We start from the raw sequence: 22,451 nt of genomic DNA on the forward strand, positions 1-22,451 counted from the left end.
CGTCAGAAGCACGCCAAGAAAGCGAGTCGCGTGGACGTCATCAACGCCATCATCCTGGGCATCGTCCAGGGCCTGACCGAATTCCTCCCCGTGTCGTCGAGCGCGCACCTGCGCATCGTCGGCGAGATGCTCGGAACGGGGGAGGACCCCGGTGCCCGCTTCACCGCGATCACGCAGATCGGCACGGAGCTGGCGGTGGTGGTTTATTTCTGGAAGGACATCACCGGCATCATCGGCAACTGGGCGAAGTCGCTGGTCGGAGCGGTGCCGCGCACCGACCCCCAGGCACGGCTCGGCTGGCTGATCATCCTCGGCTCGCTGCCGATCGGCGTCCTCGGCCTGGTCTTCCAGGACCAGATCGAGACCACCTTCCGCTCGCTGTGGTGGGTCGCGATCATGCTCATCGTGTTCGGGGTGCTGCTGGGCGTCGCCGACCGGATCGGCGCGAAGAACCGAAAACTCGAGTCGCTGGGGCTCGGGCACGGCATCGGCTACGGCTTCGCCCAGGCTCTCGCGCTCATCCCCGGGGTGTCGCGCTCCGGCGGAACGATCACCGCCGGCCTGCTCATGGGCTATGAGCGCGCCGCCGCCGCGCGCTACGCGTTCCTCCTGGCGATCCCCGCCGTGTTCGCCAGCGGGCTGTACCAGGTGTACAAGTCGATCAGCTCGCCGTGCGTGGCCGGGGCGACCGGCTGTCTGCCCGAGGTGTACGGTCCGCTCGAGACCCTGATCGCGACGGTGGTGGCGTTCGTCATCGGACTGGTCGTCATCGTGTTCTTCATGAGCTACATCTCGAAGAAGAGCTTCATGCCCTTCGTCGTGTACCGCATCCTGCTCGGCGGGACGCTCGTCGTCCTGCTCTCCACTGGCGTCATCGCCGCCTGATCGCCGAAGGAATCCGACCGTTCCCGTGCCCAGCTGGACCAGCCCCCACATCCCCGTCCTCCCCGGCGTCGGCCTCCGCCCGCGCCTGCACGACACCGCACGCGACGCGCTCGTCGACCCGGTGGAGGGCGACACCGCCACCCTCTACGTCTGCGGGATCACCCCCTACGACGCGACGCACCTCGGGCACGCGGCGACCTACCTGGCCTTCGACGTGCTCCGCCGTGTCTGGCAGGACGCGGGCGTCGACGTGACGGCTGCGCAGAACGTCACCGACGTCGACGACCCACTGCTGGAACGCGCCGAGCAGAGGGGACTGGACTGGCGCGAGCTGGCCGAGTCGCAGACCCGGCTCTACCGCGAGGACATGACCGCGCTAGGCGTCATCCCTCCCGAGCACTTTGTCCGGGTGACGGATGCCGTGCAGCGCATCGCGGACGCCGCGGCCGAGCTCGAACGGGCCGGGATCGGCTACCGGGTCGCGACCGACGACGCCGACGGGGACGACCTGTACCTCTCGGTCGACGCCGCCCGCAACGCCTACTGGCATCTCGGGGCGACCAGCCGGCTCGATCTGGGGGAGATGATCCGGCTATCCGCCGAGCGAGGGGGCGACCCCCAGCGGGAGGGCAAGCGGCACGTGCTCGACCCGCTGCTCTGGCGGGCCGCCCGCGAGGGCGAGCCGAGCTGGACCACAGCCGCGGGGCACGGCCGCCCCGGATGGCACGTCGAGTGCGCGGTGATCGCGACCGAGGCGCTCGGCGCCCCCGTGACGGTCCAGGGCGGCGGAAGCGATCTGGTGTTCCCGCACCACGAGCTCAGCGCAGCGCACGCCAGCAACCTGACACCGGCCCCGTTCGCCGCCGCCTACCTGCACACCGGCATGGTCGGCCTCGACGGCGAGAAGATGTCGAAGTCCCTCGGCAACCTCGTGCTCGTGTCCGAGCTTCGTGCGGCAGGGGTCGCGCCCGCGCTGATCCGGCTCGCGCTGCTGGAGCGCCACTACCGCGCCGACCAGGACTGGTCGGACGCGCGGCTGGACAGTGCTCGCGACCGCAGTGCCCGCTGGTCCGTGGCGTTCCGCACCGCCGAACGCGCGTCCCCGACGCTGCCGGCCGCGGTCGAGACGACGCTCCGCTCGGTTCGCGAGGCACTCGCCGACGACCTGGACACGCCGCGGGCGCTGGCGATCCTCGATGAGGCGGCCGAGCGCGGCACCGACGACACCGGAGTGCTCCGTCACGCCGTGCTCGCGCTGCTCGGGGTGGCCCTTCCCAGCTGAGTGATCGGTGCCGGTGACGGGCTGACGGTCAGGACCCGAGCGGCCCCTCGCCCCTGTCGCCCTTGCCCCTGTCGTCGTCGCGGCGCAGGTAGCGTTCGAACTCCTCGGCGATGGCCTCACCGCTCGCCTCTGGCGACTCCACCGTGTCCCTGGTGTGCTCGAGCTGCTGGATGTACTCGGCCATCTCCTCGTCGTCGTCGGCGATGGTGTCCACCCCCTGCTGCCACTGCTCGGCCTCGCGCGCCAGCGCCTCCGGCTCGACGGCCACGCCGACCAGGGAGGCCACCTTGCGCACGAGGGCGAGCGCGGCCTTCGGGTTGGGCGTGCTGTGCACGTAGTGCGGGACCTGGGCCCACATCATCAGCGTCGGGATGCCCGCCGTCTCCGCGCTGTCTGCCAGCACGGAGGACAGCCCGACCGGTCCCTCGTACTGACTGCGCTCCAGCTGCAGCCGGTCCCTGACCTCCTCGTTGTCGGAGCTCAGCGTGATGGGGGTCTCCCTGGTGTGCGGGGCGTCGGCCAGCAGGCTGCCGAGCAGGATCATGTGCTCCACGTCATGGGCGAGCGCGATGTCGAGGATCTCGGCGACGAAGGCCTGCCAGCTGCGCGCCGGCTCCTGCGCGAGCAGGACGAGGAGCCGTCCGTCGTCCGCCGGCGTGTAGAGCTGAGCCCCCGGCCAGACGATCTCTCTGGTGCCGTCGCCGCGGATGCTGATCCGGGGCCGGGAGAACTGGTAGTCGTAGTACGGCTCGGGGTCGATCGAGCGGGCCAGACGGAGGCCGGCCCTGTCCCTCAGCTCCGTGGCGGCGCGCGTGGACGCCTCGCCGGCGTCGGTCCAGCCGTCGAAGGCCACGATGAGTACCCGGCCGTTCACGCAGCCGTCCGCCGAATCCGTTCCCGCATCTGACCAGGATAGGCCCCGCGGGACCAGATAGCATGGTGCCCCGTGAGCATTCCCGCACCCGCCGCAGTCCTCTGGGACATGGACGGCACCATCGTCGACACCGAGCCGTTCTGGATCGAGTGCGAGACCGCGCTCGTTCAGGAGCACGGCGGCACCTGGAGCCACGAGCAGGCCATGCGAATGGTCGGATCGGGGCTGTGGGAGAGCGCGGAGGTCCTCCGCGCCGCCGGCGTCGACCTGGAGCCGGACGACCTCGTCACCACACTGACCGGACGTGTCATGGGCCTCATCGCCGAGAGGGGACTTCCGTTCCGTCCCGGCGCACGGGAGCTCATCGCCGAGTTCGCGGAGCGCCGCGTGCCCCAGGCGATCGTCACCATGTCGATCCTGCCGATGGCGCGCGCCGTCGCGGCGCTGCTGCCGGAGGGCACCTTCGACACGCTCGTCACCGGCGATGCCGTCCCGCTGCCGAAACCCCACCCCGATCCCTATCTGCTCGCGGCGGAGCGCCTCGGCGTCGACATCGCGGACTGCATCGCGCTCGAGGACTCGCCGACGGGCCTGCGTGCCGCCGTCGCGTCCGGGGCAACGGCCGTCGCCGTGCCGCACGCCGTGCCGATCCCCTCCGGCCCCGACCACCACACACTTCCCACGCTCGCCGGCGTGGATGCCGACCGTCTGATCGCCCTGCACACGGGCCGCACGAACGAAGGAACCCCCCCGAGCATGACCACCGCTTCACCGGCCAACAGCGGGCCGTTCCGCTACGGCGACCGGGTCCAGCTCACCGGACCCAAGAACAAACTGCACACCATCGCCCTCAAGCCGGGCGCGTCGTTCCACACCCATCGCGGGTTCATCAACCACGACGACCTCGTCGGGCTGCCGGACGGCTCCGTGGTCAGCAACTCGGTCGGCGTCGAGCACCTCGCGTTGCGTCCGCTGCTGTCGGACTTCGTCATGTCGATGCCGCGCGGCGCCGCGATCATCTACCCGAAGGACGCCGCGCAGATCATCGCGCAGGCAGACATCTTCCCCGGCGCGCGCGTCGTCGAGGCGGGGGTCGGCTCCGGCGCGCTGTCGATGTGGCTCCTGCGCGCCCTCGGACCGCAGGGGCGGCTGTTCTCGTTCGAGCGCCGTGAGGAGTTCGCCGATGTCGCCGTCGACAACGTCACCACGTTCTTCGGGCACGCCCAGGACAACTGGACCGTCACGGTCGGCGACCTGGCCGAGGCGTTGCCGGGCACCGTGCCCGACGGCGAGGCCGATCGGGTCGTGCTGGACATGCTCGCGCCCTGGGACTGCATCGAGGCCGCGGCCGACGCGCTGACGCCCGGAGGGGTGCTGCTGTGCTACATCGCGACCGTCACCCAGCTCTCGAGGGTCGCGGAGGCCATCCGGGCGTCCGGCAGGTTCACGAACCCGCAGTCGACCGAGACCATGGTGCGGGGGTGGCACGTCGAGGGTCTCGCCGTGCGCCCGGAGCACCGCATGATCGGTCATACCGGGTTCCTCCTCACGGCCAGGCGCCTCGCCGACGGTGCCGTGCTGCCCGAGCTCAAGCGCAGGGCGAGCAAGTCGTCCTACAGCGACGCGGACGTCGAGATCTGGACGCCCGGGGCGCTGGGGGAGCGCACCATGAGCGACAAGAGCATCCGGAAGCGTCAGAGGGAGGCCGCGAAGGCAGCCGCCCTGTCGCTGTCGAAGGAACAGCAGGGCCCCGATGCGGGCTCTGTCCCCTCCGGCGACTAAACTCGTGTCGTCGGTGATCGCCGACCGCCGTCGAAGTGAGGTTACGTGTCCAAGGTTCCCGCCGTCCTGCTGTCCTCCGTCCTCGTGCTCGCCGGCCTGACCGCGTGCTCGACGGCGCCCGCGACGTCGGCGTCGGACTGCGAGCCCGTCGTCCAGGGCGGCTCGACCTCGACGGCCGTCCGGGTGTCGTCCGACCTCGCCGAGGAGCCGGACGCGCACTTCAGCGCACCGCTGGACGGCACGGTCACCGAGCGCACCGTCGCCGTCGCCGGTGACGGCCCGGTCGTCACCGAGGACACGCTTCCGTCGGTGACGTTCAGCATCTACGACGGGACGACCGGCGACGAGGTCGTCTCCACCGGCATCGACGCGCCCACGCTGGCGACGGCCCTCGCGGCGCAGGCGCCGGTCATCGACGACGCCCTCCAGTGCGCCACCGGCGGGTCCCGCCTCGTCGTCACCCTCGGCGGCGAGGACGCGGCACCGTTGGCCCAGGCGTTCGCCGGCTACGGTGTCGCCGCCGACTCGACCATCGTCGTCGCGATCGACGTGCACGATGTGCTGCCGCGCGTGGCCTCCGGGTCGCCGCAGGCCGTGTTCGCTTCCGGTCTGCCCGCCGTCGTGCAGGACGCCGAGGGCACACCCGGCATCAACATCCCCTCAACCCCCGCCCCGTCCACGCTCCGGGTGGCGGAGCTCATCGCCGGCGACGGCGCACCGGTGGACACCGACCGCCCCGTCCTGGTCAACGCGATGATCGTGCTGTGGGACGACGGCCAGATCGTCAGCTCCAGCTGGCAGGACAACACGCCGAGCCTGCTCGACGTCAGCAGCATCGCCGCGGACGATGCCATGGGCCAGACCTTCACCACCATGCTCAGCGACCGCACCGCGGGCTCCCGCGTCGTCGCGGTCGTCCCGCCGGAGAACGGCTACGGTGCGGAGGGCGCCGGGCAGATCCCCGGCGGAGCGACCCAGATCATCGTCCTCGACGTCCTGGGCAACCTCGGCGACGGACAGTAGCAGGGGAGCGGCGACCAGATGGCGGCACGGAGTCCCGGCATTCCGGCGCAGGAGCGCCTGTTCTCGCTGGTGCTGGCATTGCTGGCCAGTGAGCACGGCCTGAGCAAGTCGGACATCCTGTCGACGGTGCAGGGATACCGTCAGCGTTATGACTCCTCCGGAGGCAACCAGAGCCTGGAGCGGCAGTTCGAGCGGGACAAGGACGACCTCAGGGAGCTCGGCATCCCCATCGAGACGACCGAGCCCCCGGGGGAGCAGGGCAACAACCAGTTGTTGCGCTACCGCATTCCACGCGGGGAGTACGAGCTGCCGACCGAGCTCACCTTCACCCCGGAGGAGATGGCCGTGCTCAGCCTGGCCGGCACCGTCTGGCGCGAGGGGGCGCTGTCATCGCAGTCGCAGCGGGCGCTGCTCAAGCTGCGCTCCCTCGGCGCCCACACCGCGCAGACGCCGATCAGCTACGCCCCGCGCGTCTCGATCGCCGAGGACTCCTTCGCCCCGCTCTCCAGTGCGCTCGACCGCAAGCGTCTGGCGGAGTTCCGGTACCTCAAGCCCGGCCGTCTCGACGCCGAGGTGCGCCGGGTCGCTCCGTTGGCACTCGTGCAGCACCACGGCCGCTGGCACCTGTACGCGCACGACGCGTCCGCGGACGCGCCGCGGACCTTCCTTCTGTCCCGGATCGTCGGTCCGGTTCGCGAGCTCACCACCGCCCACACCTGGCCGCTCGACGGGGCGGCGGCCGCGGCGCTCGAGGGCCTTGACCGGCTCTGGGAGCGCCAGGAGGCCGTGATCGTCGCGAGCGAGGGAAGCGACGCCCGGCTGCGGCTCGGCGCGAGGGCCCATGCCGACGACGACGGCACGCTCCGGGTCCATTACACGGACGGTGAGCTTCTCGCCGATGAACTGGCCGGGTACGGGCCCGACATCGTCGTGCACTCGCCGGCGTCGCTCGTCGACGCGGTGCGGCTGCGCCTCGGACGTGTCCGCGCCCTTCACTCCGCGGGCGCCGGGTCGACGCAGCGCCCTGGTGCTCCGGCTGCGTCCGAGCAGAGGGGGGACCGCTGATGGCCGCGCGCGCACCGCAGGGTGCCAGGGACAAGCTCGCCTTCCTGCTCGCTCTCGTTCCGTACCTTCTCGACAGGGAGCGGGCCGACGTCGCGGAGGTGGCGGAGCACTTCAGCGTGAGCGAGGCCGAGGTCCGCCAGGCGGTCCGGCTCATCGCGGTGTCGGGCGTGCCGGGGGAGACCGACGCGTACCTGCCCGGCGATCTCTTCGACATCGACTGGGGAGCGTTCGAGGACGACGACGAGATCGTCATCACGCACCGGGTCGTCATCAACGAGCCACCGCGTTTCTCCTCGCGGGAGGCCGCGGCGCTGCTGGCCGGGCTCCAGTACCTGTCGGCGCTTCCCTCGGCCGGAGGACACGAGGTCCTCGACTCCGTGATGACGAAGCTCTCGCGCAGTGCCTCGGCCGAGCCCAGCCAGCTCGCCGTGCAGAGCGCGGGCGATGCCGATCGCATCCTCGCGACCGTCGCAGCGGCGGTGGACGCCGGCCTCAGCGTCGAGTTCGACTACCGCACCGCACGGGGCACGAGCGAGCGCCGCGTCGTCGACCCGCTCCGCGTCGACTCGGTCGACTCGGACTGGTACCTGCGCGCGTGGGACAGGCGCCGCGAGGCCGTGCGGACCTTCCGCGTCGACCGGATGTCGGCGGTGACGCAGGGCAGTCAGGCGATCAGCACGCGCCCCGGCGACGTCGCGGTGCCCGACGCGCTGTTCTCCCCGTCCGATCAGGACACCTGCGTGACGGTCCTCGTCGACGTCCAGATCCTGCCGTTCCTCGGCGAGTACGTCGACTCCGTGCCTGATGAGGTGCCCGCGGCCGGCCGCGTCGAGATCGGCCTCCGCCTGGCGCACCCGGACGTGGTCTCGCGGATCGCGGCGCGCTTCGCCGGCCTGATGGAGGTCGTCGACCCGGTCGAGCTTCGCGATGAGGTGCGTTCCTGGGCGCAGTCCGCTCTGGACGCCTACGAGACGGTGCCGCCGTCCAGCGACCGGGCGGACTGAGCGGGTAGACTGCACTGACGACCCGGAGGACTCTCATGTTTAGCAACCTCGGTGGACCCCACCTGATCATCATCCTGTTCATCATCATCCTGCTGTTCGGCGCGCCCAAGCTGCCGGCGCTGGCGCGCAGCCTCGGCCAGTCGATGAAGATCTTCCGCAGCGAGGTGAGCACCAAGAACGGTGCCGCATCCGGCACGGACGCCGCTGACGGGACGACGAGCACGCCGGCGGCTCCGACGGAGAACACCGCCCCCGGACCGACCGCGACGAGCGACACGACCGGCGGCGACACCCGACCCAGCGCCTAGCGAGCGTCGGTGAGTCCCCGCGCCACCCGCAACCGCGAGGGCCGGATGTCCCTCGGAGCCCACCTGGTCGAGCTCCGCAAACGTCTGGTGCTGGCCGCCATCGGCGTCGGCCTGGGAATGGTCCTCGGTTTCGTCGTCTCCGGCTGGGTGATCGAGCAGATCACCATCCCGATCGAGACGATCGCCGAGTCCCGCAACGCCTCCCTCAACTTCGACACCGTCACTTCGAGCTTCGACCTCCGGCTCAAGGTGGCGCTGACGGTCGGGGTCGTGGCGTCCTCACCCGTGTGGCTCTACCAGATCTGGGCGTTCCTCGTCCCCGGTCTGACGCGCAAGGAGGTGCTCTACGCGCTCGGCTTCCTCGGCAGCGCGGTCCCGCTCTTCCTCATCGGCTGCTCGGCCGGCTGGCTGGTCATGCCGCACATCGTGGAACTCATGGCGGGGTTCACCCCGTCCGAGAACGCGACCAACCTGTACCAGGCGTCCTACTACTACGACTTCGTCCTGAAGCTCATGCTCGCGGTCGGCATCGCCTTCGTCCTGCCGGTGTTCCTCGTCCTGCTCAACTTCGTCGGTGTGCTCTCCGCAGCTGCGATCATCGGCGGCTGGCGGATCGCCATCCTCGTGATCGTGCTGTTCTGCGCGCTGGCGACGCCCGCGGCCGACGTGATCTCGATGTTCCTGCTGGCGATCCCGATGATCGTGCTCTACTTCGCCGCGTACGGCGTCGCCTGGCTGCATGACCGGCGGGCGCGTCGGCGCTCCGATGCCCTCGCGGCGGAAACGGCCCCCCTGTGACCCCTGACGCCACCCCCAGCCCCGCCGAGCGCTACGCCCGTTCGAGGCTGACGACCCGGCCGGGCCTCCAGGCGTTCCAGGCCTCGCTCACCGTCGACCTCGACCCCTTCCAGCTCGAGGCGTGTGCACGGCTGGAGGACGGTGACGGCGTCCTCGTCGCGGCACCGACGGGGGCGGGGAAGACGATCGTCGCCGAGTTCGCGATCTTCCTTGCCCTGCGCACCACGCACGACAAGGTCTTCTACACCGCGCCGATGAAGGCGATCAGCAACCAGAAGTACCAGGAGTTCGCCGAACGCTTCGGCGCGGCGGAGGTCGGGCTGCTCACGGGGGACACCTCGATCAACCCGCGCGCCCGCATCGTGGTCATGACGACCGAGGTGCTCCGCAACATGATCTACGCCGACTCCGATCTGCTTGACGACCTGGGATTCGTCGTCATGGACGAGGTGCACTACCTCGCCGACCGCTTCCGGGGCGCCGTCTGGGAGGAGATCATCATCCACCTCTCCCCGCAGACCCGCCTCGTCGCCCTCAGCGCCACGGTCTCCAACGCCGAGGAGTTCGGCGACTGGATCCAAACCGTCCGGGGGGACACGGCGGTCATCGTCTCCGAGCACCGGCCCGTTCCGCTGGAACAGCACGCGCTGTTTGGCACCCAGCTCATCGACCTCTTCGACGGCGACCCCGAGGACCGACGGGTGAACCCCGAGCTCGTCCAGCTCAACCGCGGTGCCGCCTCGGCACGCAGCGGCAGGGGACGGGGCCGCCGGTCCCGCCAGGACACCCGCGAGCGTCGCGGTCCACGCATCGCGCGTGCCCCGCGGTGGCGGGTGGTCGACATCCTCGAGCAGCACGATCTCCTGCCCGCGATCTTCTTCGTGTTCAGCCGGGCCGGGTGCGACGACGCCGTGGAGCAGGTGCTTCGCTCCGGCATCGAGCTGACGACGCCGGCCGAGCGGGAGCGCACCAGGGCGATCGTCAACCGGGTCCGGCTCACGCTGACGGAGTCGGAACTGTCCACTCTGGGGTTCTGGGGGTGGAGGGACGCGCTCGAACGGGGTGTCGCGGCACATCACGCCGGCATGCTCCCTCAGTTCAAGTCGGTCGTCGAGGAACTGTTCCAGGAGCGCCTGCTGAAGGTGGTCTTCGCCACGGAGACGCTGGCGCTCGGCGTCAACATGCCGGCCAGGACGGTCGTGCTCGAACGACTCGACAAGTTCAACGGCGAGTCGCGCGTGCCGATCACGCCGGGGGAGTACACCCAGCTGACCGGGCGCGCGGGCAGGAGGGGCATCGACGCCGAGGGACACGCCGTCGTGCAGTGGAGGGACTCACTCGCGCCCGAGGCCGTCGCCCAGCTGGCCTCGCGGCGAAGCTACCCGCTCACCTCCAGTTTCCGCCCCAGCTACAACATGGCGATCAACCTCATCGAGAGGTTCGGCAGGGACCGCTCCCGCGAGATCCTCGAGTCGTCCTTCGCCCAGTTCCAGGCCGACCGTCAGGTCGTCGGCGTTGCCCGCAAGGTCAGGGAGCAGGAGCGCACGCTCGACGGCTATCGCGAGGCGATGCAGTGCCACCTCGGCGACTTCACCGAGTACATCGCTATCCGTTCCCGGCTCTCCGACGCGGAGAAGCGGCTCGGCAGAACGCGCAACCGCGGCCAGGCGCAGGAGCTGCAGGCGGAGATCGACCGCGACAGGCGGCGCCTGAAGACCCATCCGTGCCACGCCTGCTCCGAGCGGGAGGACCACGCGCGCTGGGCCAACCGCTGGAACACGCTGTCCGCGAGCACGGCGCAGCTGCGGCGCGACATCGCCGCACGGACGGGCGCGGTCGCCGCCGTGTTCGACCGGGTGACCGAGGTGCTTCACGAGGCCGAGTACCTCATCACGACACCGGACGGCGAGGTGGAGGCCAGTCACACCGGTCGCATGCTCGCCCGCATCTACGGCGAGCGTGACCTCCTCGTCGCCGAGGCACTGCGGCGGCACACCTGGCGCGACCTGGACCCGGCGTCCCTGGCCGCGATGGCGGCGTGCATGGTGTACGAGCCCCGGCGCGACGACGACGAGGTGCCGGAGCAGTTCCTTCCGAAGGGGGCGTTCCGGGAGGCGCTGGCGACGACCGTGGCCCTCTGGGAGCGGCTCGACGGCATCGAGCGAGCCCACAGGCTGCCGGGAACGGCGCCGGTCAACGCCTCGCTCGCCCCGGCGATGCACCGCTGGTCGCGTGGCGGAGACCTCGACGACGTGCTGCGGCGCGCGAACCTCGCCGCGGGCGACTTCGTGCGGATGACCAAGCAGACCATCGACCTTCTCGACCAGATCGCCCAGGTCGCGCCCGGAGGCGTCGGACGCAACGCCCGCACAGCCGTCGACTCCCTGCGGCGAGGCATCGTCGCGTCGAGCTCGCTGTGAGCGGCTCCCCGCGCGCGACCGCGCGCCGTTCCGGCCGTGCCCCGCTCGATGTCCCCGCCGCCGAGGGCGGGCCGATCGTGCCGGTGTGGGCGGCCGTCGTCCTCGCCGTCGGATACGGCCCCCTCACGGACCTCGCCTTCCCTGACGCGGACCTGTGGCCGCTCATCGTCCCCGGCATCGCCGTCCTGCTGGTCGCGTTGCGCGGTCGGGGATTCTGGGGCGGCATGGGCCTGGGGACGCTCGCGGGGGCATCGTTCTACCTCATCCACATCCAGTGGGCGACGCTGTTCCTCGGCGTGGTCCCGTGGGCGGCGCTCAGCATCCTCGAGGCTCTCTTCGTCGGCGTGGGCTCCGGCCTGATCGCGCTCGCCTACCGCGTGGTCCCGCGCCACTGGCCGGGCAGTGCCGGACGGATGCTGCTTCTGCCTGCCATCGTGGCCGGGCTCTGGATCGCCAGGGAGTCGGTCAGCGGCGCATGGCCCTACGGCGGGTTCGCCTGGGGTCGGGTAGCGCTGAGTCAGTCGGAGAGCCCGCTCGCCCCGCTCGTGGCCTGGGTCGGCCTCGACGGACTCGGCTTCCTGCTCGTCTTCCTCACCGCCGCGCTGGTCGAGGCGGCCGTCGGCGGGGCCAGACTGACGGTCGGCGCGCCGTTCCCCGCGACACGCGTGCCCCGGGTCCCTTTCCCCGACCGCCCCGCCGACGCGGTCGAGCCGGTCCGCTCCCGGAGCACGCCGGGTCGACTCTGGCGCGTGCTGGTCCCGGCGATCACCGTGGTCGCACTGACCGCCTGGCCCGCCTGGAATGTGGCCGAGGCCGGCTCGCTCCGGGTCGGTGCCGTCCAGGGCAACGGGCCCGCAGGATACTTCGACCGGGCGGAGCAGGGCGAGGTCAGGGACGCGCAGTTCGAAGCGACGCTCCCTCTGATCGGCGAGGACCTGGACCTGGTGGTGTGGCCGGAGGCGTCAGCCGAGCTGGACCCGCGACGCGACGCGACGACGGAGGCCATGCTCGGCTACCTCTCCTCGAGCATCGGCGCACCGCTGCTCGTCGGCGCCATCACTGAGCGCGACGGCGAGCTGTTCAACTCCTCGCTGCTCGTCGAGAGCGACGACGAGGGCACCGGCGTCAGCGCCCAGTACGACAAGCACCGCCCCGTCCCGTTCGGCGAGTACGTTCCGGATCGCGCGTTCTGGGAGCCCTTCGCCCCCGAGCTGATCGGGCTGATCCAGCGTGAGTACACGCCGGGCACCGGTTCGGCGGCGCTGCGGATCGGCCAGCTCACCGCCGCGGTGTCGATCTGCTTCGACATCGTCGACGACGCGCTCACCAGGGACGCGGTCCGCGACGGCGCATCGGTGATCATCGCCCAGACCAACAACGCGGACTTCGGCGAGACCGACGAGAACCAGCAACAGCTCGCGATCGCACGGATGCGGGCGATCGAGACGGGCAGGAGCCTGCTCAACCTCTCGACGGTGGGGACGTCGCAGGCGATCGGCCCGGACGGAACGACGATCGCCGCGCTTCCCGCGTACACGGCCACGCAGATGGCGGTCGATCTCCCGCTGTCACGCAGCACCACCCCCGCGATCGTGATCGGGCCGGCGGTGAGCACGCTCGTCACGGTCGGCGGCCTGTCCGCCCTCGCCGCGGCAGTGGTCGTCGCCGCACGCCGACGCGGCGACGTGCTGCGAGGCGACCGTCCCCCCGCCGTCGGCGGGGGAGCGGCCTGAGGAATGACGATGCCGCCGACCGCGAGACGGTCGACGGCATCGTTTCGGCCCCCTCGACGCGGGGCCGGGAATCAGCGGATGACCGCGCTCAGGCGCTGGCCTGTCCGCGACGTTCTCTGAGGTACTGCAACCGCTCCTCGAGCAGCTCCTCGAGCTCCTCGCGGCTTCGGCGCTCCAGGAGCATGTCCCAGTGCGTCCTCGCATGCTTGCCGTCCTCGTGCGTGACGTCGACCGGCTTCGAATCGACGAGGAGGACGGATTCGGCACCGCAGAATCGGCACGTCCAGGTCTCCGGCGGTTCGGCGTCGGCCGCGAACATCAGGATCATTTCCCTGGAGCACTCGGGGCACCGGTAGTGCTGTTCCGTCCGCTCAGAGAAGATGACGCCGTCCTCGCTCTGCAGGCTCTGTGAGCCCAGCCTCATCCCACGCAAACTGCGATCTGCCATTGTGTGACTCCTCTCGCCTCGCCTCTTAACAATGACGCGACGGACGCGAAAACGTCGGTTCGACCAGCGGTTCTCACAGTCAAGTACCAGGACGGCGCGCGTCAGCCCCTCATCTGTCACAACGAGCGGACCGGACGAAAGATTCCGTGGCCGTCCGGAACGGTCGCCGCCCCGTCCGGACGGACGGGGCGGCGACGGAACCCGCTCATGGGCTCACGGCGGGGGAGCGGAGGTCAGTCCGTCGGACGATCCTCCGCAGGGGCGTCCGTCGTGGGACCGGCCGCGCCGGGAGTGGGCTCGGCCGCGTCGCGTGCCGCCGCGTCGTTCCGCGCGGAACGGCGACCCGAGATCAGCTGTCGCGCGATCTCCTGCAGCCGGTCGGCGTTCAGCCCCGGACCGGCGTCGTCGGCGGCGGGCCCGGCCGAACCGGTGTCGTGATCCGTGGCACCGGCCGGGGAGGGGGACCTGTGCGGTCCGGCGTCGGGTCCGGCGGCCGGCCCTCCGGGCAGGAAGCCCTTGCCGATGCCCTTGAGCGCCTCGGTCAGCTCCGAGGGGATGATCCACAGCTTGTTCGCGCTGCCGTCGGCCAGCTGCGGCAGGGTCTGCAGGTACTGGTAGGCGAGGAGCTTCTCGTCCGGCTTGCCCTCGTGGATCGAGGCGAACACGGTCGTGATGGCCTCCGCCTCACCGTTCGCACGGAGCACCTGCGCCTTGGCGTCTCCCTCGGCCCGGAGGATGGCCGACTCGCGGGCTCCCTCTGCCTCCAGGATCGCGGACTGCTTGGTCCCCTCCGCGATGAGGATGGCCGCGCGGCGGTCCCGCTCGGCGCGCATCTGCTTCTCCATCGAGTCCTGGATGGACACGGGCGGCTCGATCGCCTTCAGCTCGACGCGTCCCACACGGATGCCCCACTTGCCGGTCGCCTCGTCGAGCACCACCCGCAGCTGACCGTTGATGTTGTCCCGGCTGGTCAGCGCCTCTTCGAGGTTTAGGCCACCGACGACGTTGCGCAGTGTCGTCGTGGTCAGCTGCTCGACGGCGCCGAGGTAGCTCGCGATCTCGTAGGTGGCGTCCTTGGCGTTGGTCACCTGGAAGTACACAACGGTGTCGATCGACACGACGAGGTTGTCCTCCGTGATCACCGGCTGGGGCGGGAAGGACACCACCTGCTCGCGCATGTCGATGAGGGGACGCAGCCGGTCGATGAACGGCACGACGATGTTCAGCCCCGGCTGCAGCGTCTTGTGGTACTTGCCGAGCCGCTCGACGATCCCTGCGTTCGCCTGCGGGATGATCCTGACCGACTTGAACAGGGCGACGATCACCAGCACGACGACGATCGCGACGACGATCCAGCCGACGACGGCCGCGATGTTGACGGGTTGCTCGACCATGTACTCCTACTTTCCTTGCGGGCGGGCTCGAACGATGACGTGGGCGCCGGAGACGGACTCCACGACGACGACGCCACCGGCGGCGATGTCGTCGCCTGCACTGCGCGCCGTCCAGGTCTCGCCGTTGCCGAGCCTGGCCTGGCCCGACAGTGACGTGATGGGGGAGACGGCGACCCCGACGGAACCGACGAGAGCATCGACGTTGGACGTCGGATCGTCTCCGTTCCGATGCAGCGCGCGGCGCAGCGGTCGGCGCAGGAAGAGGATGAGCAGCAGGGCGGTGACCGCAGCGATCGTGATCGCCAGCCACCAGGGCGCGCCGAGGATGTCGGCGAGCAGGCCGACGGCGGAGCCGGTCGCCATCATGACGAAGATGAAGTCGAGCGTCAGCATCTCGACGATGAGCAGGATGAGGATCAGGCCGACCCAGACGATCCAGCTGTGCTCGGTAAGGAATTCGATCAACACAGCCTCCGTCGCCCCACGTCTCGCCCTATGCGTCTGCCTCGACGCTAGCAGTTCGGCGGGGGCATGGGGGAGTTGTTAGGCTCGTACGGCGCTCGAATCCGGGCCGCAGCACCCCTACACAGACCCCAGGAGATCACGTGACGTCACCTCTGCCCGTCGGATCCTTGACCGGCAAGACCGCCCTTGTCACCGGCTCGTCACGCGGCATCGGCGCCGACACCGTGAGCAACCTCGCCGCGGCGGGCGCACGCGTGGCCATCAACTACCGCAACAAGGAGGCCAGGGCGAGGAAGCTCGCCGACAGTATCGTCGCGGACGGCGGCGAGGCGATCATCGTCGGGGGAGACCTCACCGACCCGGCCTCCGTCGCCGACATCTTCGGCACCGTCGCCGACGCGTTCGGCTCGCTCGACATCCTCGTCCTCAATGCCTCGGGCGGTATGGAGTCGGGCATGGCGGAGGACTACGCCATGGTGCTGAACAGGGACGCACAGCTGAACGTCCTCGATGCCGCGCTGCCCTTGCTGCACGAGGGCTCGCGTGTCGTGTTCGTCACCAGCCACCAGGCCCACTTCATCCGCGAGGTCGAGACGATGCCGGAGTACCTCCCGGTCGCCCTGTCCAAGCGGGCGGGCGAGGATGCCCTGCGCGAGCGCATTCCTGCGCTGGCCGAGCGGGGTATCGGGTTCGTCGTCGTGTCCGGTGACATGATCGAGGGCACCATCACGGCGACGCTGCTGGAGCGGGCGAACCCCGGCGCCATCGGCGCCCGCAAGGAGTCGGCCGGCCGCCTCTACAACGTGAACGAGTTCGCTGCAGAGGTGTCCCTCGCCGCGGTCGAGCCCGTCCCCGCGGACAACACACGCTACGTCGGTGACGTCACGGACTTCCGCGGCTGACCACCACACCGGACGCCACGCGGGCGGGAACCTCGTCGGCGAGGTTCCCGCCCGCGTGGCGTCTGTTGCTGTGCGTCAGGCACCACGCCCGAGGGTGATGGCGCGCACCAGCTGGGCGATTCCGATCACGATGAGGGAGATGCCGCCGACGAGCGCGAGGGTGAGCAGGGACAGCCCCGGCGTGAACAGGACGACGAGGCCGGCGATCACGCTGACGACACCGAAGGCGACGGACCATCCCCACGACGCGCTGCGTCCGGCGACCGTGATGGCGAGCACGCCCTCGACGATCCAGCCGATGCCGACCATCAGGACGATCGCCAGCAGGGTGGCCTCGATGTTCTTGATCGCGATCACGCCGACGATCACGAGGAGGATGCCGAGGATCACGTTAAGCGCTCGCGTCCCGCCGCTCGTGCCCGTCACGAACGCTCCGATGGCGACGTAGACCACGCCGGTCACGACGAAGTACAGGCCGAACAGGATTGCGACCGCGGTCAGACTCGCCCCGGGCCAGAACGTCAGCAACACTCCGATGACCAGAGCGGCGATTCCCGATAGTGCGAGGCCGAGTCGAATTCCTTGCCGGACGCCGCCGACCAGATTGCCGAGGCCGAGGTCATCGGCGATCGTCTGACGTTCGTGCTGTGTGTCACTCATGTCTGAACCCTCCTGATTTCTGGGACGGCGATCGGCCGTCCTCTGCCAACCGTAGCGAGTCACAGGCTCGGGAGTTGCTCCGTGCGACGCACGACGACGGATACGCCGGGATCGGTCCGCCGTCGGCGGCGCTCCATCGTGCGCGTTGTCCGATAATGCACATTATGTCAACTACGCGATCGGGAAACGGGTCCTTCCCCTCCCCGAGCTCCGCAGATCCGTGGTCCGCGACGCGGCCGTCGCGGACCACGGATGCGTCACGCCTCGCCGAAACCGGAGGAGATCAGCTCGCACAACGCGTCGACCGCGTCGGCGGCCTGCGGGCCGGTGGCCTCGATCGACGCCGTCGCCCCGGAGACGAGCCCCAGGCCCATGATGCCGAGCAGACTCCTGGCGTTGACCCCGTTGATCGTCACATCGGCGTCGAAGGTGCTCGCCAGGCGCACGAAATCCGCGGCAGGGCGCGCGTGCAATCCCTCGGAGTTGACCAGGGTCGCCTCACCGTGCACGGCCCCAGACGAATCCGACGCCGAACCAGTCGATGCCGCGCCCGTCGGAGTCGGTTGCGGCCCAACCGCCGCCGATTCAACAGCCGATGCCGTCGGCTTCCCCTGCGCGTCGTCCCCTGCGGTGCGCCGCAGGGAGCTCTCCGCCGCCGCGACGACCTCGGCCAAGCCCTGCCCCGTCTGCGCGGCGACGGCCGCCGCCACGGCACCCTCGACGAAGGCGGCGTCCGCGATCACGAACCTCTCGGGACGGTCGATGAGCTCCAGCACCGACTCCGCGGTCATCACGGCGGAGCCGAGGTCGGCGATGATCACCGCTTCGCCGTCGCCGATGCTCTCGCAGGCGGCCTCGATCAGTGCGTAGTCCGTGCCGATCCCCCCGTCGGCTCTGCCTCCGGCCGGGATCAGGCGGACATCGGCCGCCATCTGCGCGGCGATGTCCCGCGTCCCCTCGGCCACCAGAGCCGAATGCGAGACCAGGATGACGGAGACGCTCACGACACAGCCGTCACGGCGGCAGCCAGAAGCAGAGCGGTGGACTCGGCACCCGGATCCCTGTGGCCGGCCGAGCGGTCACCGAGATAGCTGGCCCTCCCCTTCGTCGCGACGAGGGGCTCGGTCGCCTCTGCGCCGGCGCGCGCTGCGTCCGCGGCGGCGACGAGCGCCTTCTCCGCGGACTCCCCCGCCCCCGACGCAGCCGATGCCGCATCGGCTGCCGGACCCCAGGCGTCATTCATGGTCTTCTCCCCCCGCGTGGATTTTCCACGCTCGGCGACACCCTCGGCTGCAGCGGTGAGTGCGGTCGCGAGGGTCTCGGCACTCCACTCCGGCTCCCCCGCCGTCGCCCGGGAGGCCCGCGCGAAGGCCGTGCCGTACAGCGGGCCGGCGGCGCCCCCGACCGTCGAGATCAAGGCCGAGGCGACGACCTTGAGAACCTCGGCGGGAGTCGTCGCGTCGGCCAGTCCGGAGACACGGTCCGCCGCCGCCTGGAAGCCTCGGTCCAGGTTCTCCCCGTGGTCCCCGTCACCGATCGCGCGGTCGAGACCGTTCAGGCGATCCCTCTCCCCCACCAGTGTCGCTGCCGCCTCCGCGATCCAGCGTCGAGCCCATGCCGTGTCAAGTGTCATCGTTCCCTGCCTCTTCTCTGTCCCTGATCGGTGATCGGTCATTCCCCGTGCGGGCCGCGCCGGACCAGAGCGGGCGTATCGACGGGTGCATCCCACAGCTCGGTGAGCTCCGGGTCAAGGTGGAGGATCGTCACGGACGCGCCCTGCATCTCCAGGGCCGTCACGTAGTTGCCGACGAGCGAGCGGTCGATGATGATGCCGCGCTCGTCGAGGAGCGCGGCGACCGAGCCGAACAACAGGTGCAACTCGGACAACGGCGTCCCGCCCATGCCGTTCACCAGCACCAGGACACGCTCACCCTTCGCGACCTCGAGGTCCTCCAGGATCGGGGCGAGCAGTCGCGCCGCGATGTGGTCGGCGTCCTCAGCGGGGATGCGAGCCCGTCCGGGCTCGCCATGAATGCCGATGCCGATCTCGATCTCGTCGTCGGCGAGGTCGAAGCTCGGCACCCCGGCGTGCGGCACCGTGCAGGCACTGAGCGCCACCCCCATGCTTCGCACCCTGGACACGACCGTGCGCGCGACCGAGGCGACGGCCTCGAGGTCGTCTCCCCGTTCCGCCGCCGCACCGGCGATCTTCTCGACGAGAAGCGTCCCGGCGACGCCGCGCCTGCCCGCCGTGTACAGCGAGTCGCGGACGGCCACGTCGTCGTCGACGAGCACGCTCTCCACCGTGACGCCTTCGAGCTCGGCGAGCTCGGCCGCGGTCTCGAAGTTCAGCACATCACCCGTGTAGTTCTTGACGATGAACAGGACACCGCGCCCGGAGTCGACGCTCTGCGCCGCGGCGACGATCGGGTCGGGCGTCGGCGAGGTGAACACCGGACCGGGGACAGCGGCGTCGAGCATCCCGCGCCCGACGAAGCCGGCATGGAGCGGCTCATGTCCACTCCCTCCCCCGCTGAGGAGCGCGACCTTGCCCTGGACGGGGGCGTCGACGCGCCGGACCGCCAGGGTGTCCCCCACCCGTGCGACCCGGCCGGACTCGGCCCGCAGGAACCCCGCGATCGACTCCGCGACAACGTTGTGAGGATCGTTGATCAGCTTCTTCATGCTCCACTCCCTGGGTCAGGTCCCACCGGAGGGCGCCACTGCCCGTCCGGGCGGGCCGTCAGCTCTGGACCGAACGCACCCACGAGTCCAGTTTGGCCTGCGCCGCGCCACTGTCAATCGACCCGGCCGCCGTCGCCATCGCCGCGACGAAGCGATCACGCATGGGCTCCTGCGCGAGCGTCGCGTCGAGCGACAGCTCGTACGCGATGATCCCGGCGGCCGCGTTGAGTAGGACGATGTCCCTGACCGGCCCCTTCTCCCCGTCCAGCACCCGCCGGACCACGGCGGCGTTCTCGTCCGGAGTCCCCCCGATCAGCGCGGAGATGTCGACCAGCGGGATGCCGAGATCCCTCGGGTCAAGGTCGTGCTCGGTGACCGAGCCGCGGTTGACCTCCCAGATGTGGCTGTGCCCCGTTGTGGTCAGTTCGTCGAGGCCGTCGTCGCCGCGGAACACCAGAGCGGTCGCCCCCCTGGTCTGGAACACGCCGACCATGAGCGGCACGACCGAGAGCTTGGCGACGCCGATCGCCGAGGCCTCCGGACGCGCCGGGTTGCACAGCGGACCAAGGAAGTTGAAGACGGTCGGTACGCCAAGCTCCGCCCTGACCGCTGCCGCGTGCCGGAATCCCGGGTGGAAGGCCGAGGCGTTGACGAAGGTGATCCCGATGTCCTCGAGAACGGCTGCGACCCTCTCCGCCGGTAGCTGCGCGGGGATGCCCAGCGCCCCGAGGACGTCCGACGATCCCGACAGCGAACTCGCCGCACGGTTGCCGTGCTTGATCACCGGCACGCCGGACCCCGCAACGACCAGAGCGGCCATGGTCGAGACGTTCACCGTTCCGAACCGGTCTCCCCCGGTTCCGACGATGTCGACGCCCCACGGTGAGACGGGAAGCGGCACCGCGTGGTCGAGCGCCGCGTCGCGGAACCCCACGATCTCGTCGACGGTCTCGCCCTTCGCGCTCAGGGCGACGAGGAACGCGGCGAGCTGAGCCGGCGTGACCTCGCCCCTCATGACCTGCTCCATGGCCCAGCTCGCTTCGGAGACAGTGAGATCAGTGCCGTCGAGAAGCGCGAGAAGAACAGAGGACCACGTGGGAGCAGCAATCATGTGCCCAGTCTATCGAGCCACTCCCCCGGTCCTCGCGCACCACGACGGGCGGAAACGGCCCAAACTTAGGTGAGCCTAATCCAGAGAACAGCGAAACGCGAGAGCCAGGTGCAAAAACCACGTCGAACTATCAGCCATAATGGAGCATGTGACGAGCACTTCAGTGAACTATGCGACAAGAGCGCCCAAGATCAACAGGCCCAACACCGTTGCGGTCGGGACGATCGTGTGGCTCGGCAGCGAGGTTATGTTCTTCGCCGGGCTGTTCGCGATCTACTTCACCCTCAGGTCGGTCGCCCCCGAGCTCTGGGAGCACAACACCGCGTTGCTGAACGTGCCGTTCGCTCTCGTGAACACCACGATCCTCGTGCTGTCCTCCGTCACCTGCCAGTTCGGCGTCTTCGCCGCCGAGCGCCTGCAGGCGCGTTCGACGGGCCCGAAGCCCTCGCAGTGGGGCATGGTCGAGTGGTTCTTCCTCACCTACACGCTCGGCGCGATGTTCGTCGCCGGTCAGATCTGGGAGTACGCCACCCTGGTCTCGGAGGGCGTCACGATCGCCTCCGACGCGTACGGCTCCGCCTTCTACCTGACGACCGGGTTCCACGGCCTCCACGTCGCCGGTGGCCTCATCGCCTTCCTCCTCGTCATCGGTCGCGCCTTCGCGGTGAAGAACTTCGGTCACAAGGAGGCCACGAGCGCGATCGTCGTGTCGTACTACTGGCACTTCGTCGACGTGGTCTGGATCGGCCTCTTCCTCGTCATCTACTTCCTGCAATAACACCGGAGCACATCAACCATGTTTACGAAGAAGAAGCGCCAGGACTCCGCTGCCAAGAGGGGCCGACGTCACCCCCTGGCCAACGTCGCTCTGATCGCCATCGGGCTCATCGCCACCGGAGGCGCCTACGCCGGCATCTCCTCGGCCACCGCGCAGACCGAGTCGACCGTCGTCAGCCAGGCCAGCGTCGAGGACGGCGAGAAGCTGTTCCAGGCCAACTGCGCGACGTGCCACGGCTTCAACCTCGAGGGCTCGGACGAGGCGCCCAGCCTGATCGGCGTCGGCGCCGCCGCCGTCGACTTCCAGGTCGGGACGGGACGCATGCCGATGCAGGCGCACAACGTACAGGCACCGGAGAAGCCGGTGCAGTTCACCGACGACCAGATCTCGTCGCTGGCCGAGTACGTGGCCTCGGTGGCCCCCGGCCCCGCGATCCCGGAGGAGCAGTACCTCGACGCCGACGGCGACGCCGCGAACGGTGCCGAGCTGTTCCGCATCAACTGCGCGATGTGCCACAACGTGGCCGGCGCCGGTGGCGCACTGACCGAGGGCAAGTACGCCCCCTCGCTCATGGGCGTGTCCGAGGCACACATCTACGAGGCCATGATCACCGCCCCGCAGAACATGCCCGTCTTCAACGACATGAACCTCTCCCCCGAAGACAAGCGCGACATCATCACCGCGCTCAAGTTCATGGAGAACGAGGTCTCGGTCGGTGGGCACCCCCTCAGCTCTCTCGGCCCCGTCGCCGAGGGTCTGTTCATCTGGATCTTCGGTCTGGGCTCGATCATCGCCGTCACGGTGTGGATCACCGCGAAGTCGAACTAGATCCCC

Annotated in this window: 22 protein-coding genes and 1 pseudogene; 14 read left to right on the top strand and 9 right to left on the bottom strand. The window is 69.9% G+C overall.

Going from position 1 to position 22,451, the window contains the following annotated elements; genetic code table 11:
* The first annotated feature begins 30 nt into the window (after positions 1–30).
* Together FM119_RS05620 and mshC are read left to right on the top strand one after the other, a co-directional pair.
* Positions 31–885: an undecaprenyl-diphosphate phosphatase gene (locus FM119_RS05620; protein WP_087136699.1), complete on the top strand. Its 855-nt coding sequence runs from the start codon at positions 31–33 to the stop codon at positions 883–885.
* A gap of 25 nt (positions 886–910) precedes the next feature.
* The gene (gene mshC / locus FM119_RS05625) at positions 911–2,167 is read left to right on the top strand and encodes a cysteine--1-D-myo-inosityl 2-amino-2-deoxy-alpha-D-glucopyranoside ligase (protein WP_087136700.1); all 1,257 of its coding nucleotides are present in this window, start codon (positions 911–913) and stop codon (positions 2,165–2,167) included.
* Positions 2,168–2,195: 28 nt separating this feature from the next.
* Here the strand turns inward: mshC and FM119_RS05630 are convergent, their stop codons facing one another.
* Positions 2,196–3,041 (bottom strand): PAC2 family protein, encoded by an 846-nt coding sequence (locus FM119_RS05630; RefSeq protein ID WP_245827300.1) that lies wholly within the window; start codon positions 3,039–3,041, stop codon positions 2,196–2,198.
* A gap of 72 nt (positions 3,042–3,113) precedes the next feature.
* Between FM119_RS05630 and FM119_RS14165 the strand changes: the two are divergent.
* From FM119_RS14165 to lnt, 9 genes and pseudogenes are all read left to right on the top strand, one after another.
* Positions 3,114–3,662 (top strand): annotated as a pseudogene (locus FM119_RS14165) (HAD family hydrolase); the annotation flags it as partial.
* A 135-nt stretch (positions 3,663–3,797) separates the two neighbouring features.
* Positions 3,798–4,823 carry a tRNA (adenine-N1)-methyltransferase gene (locus FM119_RS14170; RefSeq protein ID WP_245827308.1) on the top strand — a complete coding sequence of 342 codons (1,026 nt, stop codon included), beginning with the start codon at positions 3,798–3,800 and terminating at the stop codon, positions 4,821–4,823.
* A 45-nt stretch (positions 4,824–4,868) separates the two neighbouring features.
* Positions 4,869–5,846 carry an FKBP-type peptidyl-prolyl cis-trans isomerase gene (locus FM119_RS05640; RefSeq protein WP_087136702.1) on the top strand — a complete coding sequence of 326 codons (978 nt, stop codon included), beginning with the start codon at positions 4,869–4,871 and terminating at the stop codon, positions 5,844–5,846.
* An 18-nt stretch (positions 5,847–5,864) separates the two neighbouring features.
* Positions 5,865–6,911: a helix-turn-helix transcriptional regulator gene (locus FM119_RS05645; RefSeq protein WP_087136703.1), complete on the top strand. Its 1,047-nt coding sequence runs from the start codon at positions 5,865–5,867 to the stop codon at positions 6,909–6,911.
* Positions 6,911–7,915, top strand: coding sequence for a helix-turn-helix transcriptional regulator (locus FM119_RS05650; protein ID WP_087136704.1), 1,005 nt, complete (start codon positions 6,911–6,913; stop codon positions 7,913–7,915). The genes FM119_RS05645 and FM119_RS05650 overlap by 1 nt, the downstream gene beginning before the upstream one ends.
* Before the next feature lie 35 nt (positions 7,916–7,950).
* The gene (gene tatA / locus FM119_RS05655; RefSeq protein WP_087136705.1) at positions 7,951–8,223 is read left to right on the top strand and encodes a twin-arginine translocase TatA/TatE family subunit; all 273 of its coding nucleotides are present in this window, start codon (positions 7,951–7,953) and stop codon (positions 8,221–8,223) included.
* Positions 8,224–8,268: 45 nt separating this feature from the next.
* On the top strand, positions 8,269–9,021 hold the full coding sequence (tatC, locus tag FM119_RS05660) for a twin-arginine translocase subunit TatC (protein ID WP_087136706.1): 753 nt from the start codon (positions 8,269–8,271) through the stop codon (positions 9,019–9,021).
* The gene (locus FM119_RS05665) at positions 9,018–11,441 is read left to right on the top strand and encodes a DEAD/DEAH box helicase (RefSeq protein WP_087136707.1); all 2,424 of its coding nucleotides are present in this window, start codon (positions 9,018–9,020) and stop codon (positions 11,439–11,441) included. Before tatC ends, FM119_RS05665 begins: the two co-directional genes overlap by 4 nt.
* Positions 11,438–13,174 (top strand): apolipoprotein N-acyltransferase, encoded by a 1,737-nt coding sequence (gene lnt, locus FM119_RS05670; protein WP_245827301.1) that lies wholly within the window; start codon positions 11,438–11,440, stop codon positions 13,172–13,174. Before FM119_RS05665 ends, lnt begins: the two co-directional genes overlap by 4 nt.
* An 88-nt stretch (positions 13,175–13,262) precedes the next feature.
* Here the strand turns inward: lnt and FM119_RS05675 are convergent, their stop codons facing one another.
* The 3 genes from FM119_RS05675 to FM119_RS05685 form a co-directional block, all read right to left on the bottom strand.
* The gene (locus FM119_RS05675) at positions 13,263–13,622 is read right to left on the bottom strand and encodes an RNA polymerase-binding protein RbpA (RefSeq protein ID WP_087136708.1); all 360 of its coding nucleotides are present in this window, start codon (positions 13,620–13,622) and stop codon (positions 13,263–13,265) included.
* A gap of 233 nt (positions 13,623–13,855) precedes the next feature.
* Positions 13,856–15,016 (bottom strand): SPFH domain-containing protein, encoded by a 1,161-nt coding sequence (locus FM119_RS05680; RefSeq protein WP_218778728.1) that lies wholly within the window; start codon positions 15,014–15,016, stop codon positions 13,856–13,858.
* A 6-nt stretch (positions 15,017–15,022) separates the two neighbouring features.
* Positions 15,023–15,481, bottom strand: a complete 459-nt coding sequence (locus FM119_RS05685; RefSeq protein WP_245827303.1) for an NfeD family protein — start codon at positions 15,479–15,481, stop codon at positions 15,023–15,025.
* 140 nt (positions 15,482–15,621) lie between these two features.
* Between FM119_RS05685 and FM119_RS05690 the strand changes: the two genes are divergently transcribed.
* Positions 15,622–16,383, top strand: coding sequence for an SDR family oxidoreductase (locus FM119_RS05690; protein ID WP_087136709.1), 762 nt, complete (start codon positions 15,622–15,624; stop codon positions 16,381–16,383).
* Between the two features lie 75 nt (positions 16,384–16,458).
* On the opposite strand, the gene FM119_RS05695 is transcribed toward FM119_RS05690, so the two are convergent.
* The 5 genes from FM119_RS05695 to trpD form a co-directional block, all read right to left on the bottom strand.
* Positions 16,459–17,043, bottom strand: a complete 585-nt coding sequence (locus FM119_RS05695; RefSeq protein WP_087136710.1) for an HdeD family acid-resistance protein — start codon at positions 17,041–17,043, stop codon at positions 16,459–16,461.
* 257 nt (positions 17,044–17,300) lie between these two features.
* Entirely contained in the window at positions 17,301–18,047 is a 747-nt protein-coding gene (gene dhaM / locus FM119_RS05700; RefSeq protein ID WP_087136711.1) for a dihydroxyacetone kinase phosphoryl donor subunit DhaM, read from the bottom strand.
* The gene (gene dhaL / locus FM119_RS05705) at positions 18,044–18,676 is read right to left on the bottom strand and encodes a dihydroxyacetone kinase subunit DhaL (protein WP_087136712.1); all 633 of its coding nucleotides are present in this window, start codon (positions 18,674–18,676) and stop codon (positions 18,044–18,046) included. The genes dhaM and dhaL overlap by 4 nt, the downstream gene beginning before the upstream one ends.
* A gap of 38 nt (positions 18,677–18,714) precedes the next feature.
* Positions 18,715–19,728, bottom strand: a complete 1,014-nt coding sequence (dhaK, locus tag FM119_RS05710) for a dihydroxyacetone kinase subunit DhaK (RefSeq protein ID WP_087136713.1) — start codon at positions 19,726–19,728, stop codon at positions 18,715–18,717.
* Between the two features lie 58 nt (positions 19,729–19,786).
* Positions 19,787–20,839, bottom strand: coding sequence for an anthranilate phosphoribosyltransferase (gene trpD, locus FM119_RS05715; protein WP_087136714.1), 1,053 nt, complete (start codon positions 20,837–20,839; stop codon positions 19,787–19,789).
* A 139-nt stretch (positions 20,840–20,978) separates the two neighbouring features.
* Here trpD and ctaE point away from each other — a divergent pair, with 139 nt between their 5' ends.
* Positions 20,979–21,617, top strand: coding sequence for an aa3-type cytochrome oxidase subunit III (ctaE, locus tag FM119_RS05720; protein ID WP_087136715.1), 639 nt, complete (start codon positions 20,979–20,981; stop codon positions 21,615–21,617).
* An 18-nt stretch (positions 21,618–21,635) separates the two neighbouring features.
* Positions 21,636–22,445 (top strand): cytochrome bc1 complex diheme cytochrome c subunit, encoded by an 810-nt coding sequence (qcrC, locus tag FM119_RS05725; protein ID WP_087136716.1) that lies wholly within the window; start codon positions 21,636–21,638, stop codon positions 22,443–22,445.
* Positions 22,446–22,451 lie beyond the last annotated feature (6 nt).

Origin of the sequence: Mycetocola reblochoni REB411, assembly GCF_900163835.1 — a bacterium.
Classification (GTDB): Bacteria; Actinomycetota; Actinomycetes; order Actinomycetales; family Microbacteriaceae; genus Mycetocola_B; species Mycetocola_B reblochoni.

Excerpts from the sequence above, each read along its gene's own strand:
- FM119_RS14170 (WP_245827308.1), top strand. The coding sequence starts at position 3,798 with ATGACCACCGCTTCACCGGCCAACAGCGGGCCGTTCCGCTACGGCGAC.
- FM119_RS05645 (WP_087136703.1), top strand. The coding sequence starts at position 5,865 with ATGGCGGCACGGAGTCCCGGCATTCCGGCGCAGGAGCGCCTGTTCTCG.
- FM119_RS05650 (WP_087136704.1), top strand. The coding sequence starts at position 6,911 with ATGGCCGCGCGCGCACCGCAGGGTGCCAGGGACAAGCTCGCCTTCCTG.
- tatA (WP_087136705.1), top strand. The coding sequence starts at position 7,951 with ATGTTTAGCAACCTCGGTGGACCCCACCTGATCATCATCCTGTTCATC.
- tatC (WP_087136706.1), top strand. The coding sequence starts at position 8,269 with ATGTCCCTCGGAGCCCACCTGGTCGAGCTCCGCAAACGTCTGGTGCTG.
- FM119_RS05675 (WP_087136708.1), bottom strand. The coding sequence starts at position 13,622 with ATGGCAGATCGCAGTTTGCGTGGGATGAGGCTGGGCTCACAGAGCCTG.
- FM119_RS05680 (WP_218778728.1), bottom strand. The coding sequence starts at position 15,016 with ATGGTCGAGCAACCCGTCAACATCGCGGCCGTCGTCGGCTGGATCGTC.
- FM119_RS05695 (WP_087136710.1), bottom strand. The coding sequence starts at position 17,043 with ATGAGTGACACACAGCACGAACGTCAGACGATCGCCGATGACCTCGGC.
- dhaL (WP_087136712.1), bottom strand. The coding sequence starts at position 18,676 with ATGACACTTGACACGGCATGGGCTCGACGCTGGATCGCGGAGGCGGCA.
- dhaK (WP_087136713.1), bottom strand. The coding sequence starts at position 19,728 with ATGAAGAAGCTGATCAACGATCCTCACAACGTTGTCGCGGAGTCGATC.
- trpD (WP_087136714.1), bottom strand. The coding sequence starts at position 20,839 with ATGATTGCTGCTCCCACGTGGTCCTCTGTTCTTCTCGCGCTTCTCGAC.
- ctaE (WP_087136715.1), top strand. The coding sequence starts at position 20,979 with ATGGAGCATGTGACGAGCACTTCAGTGAACTATGCGACAAGAGCGCCC.
- qcrC (WP_087136716.1), top strand. The coding sequence starts at position 21,636 with ATGTTTACGAAGAAGAAGCGCCAGGACTCCGCTGCCAAGAGGGGCCGA.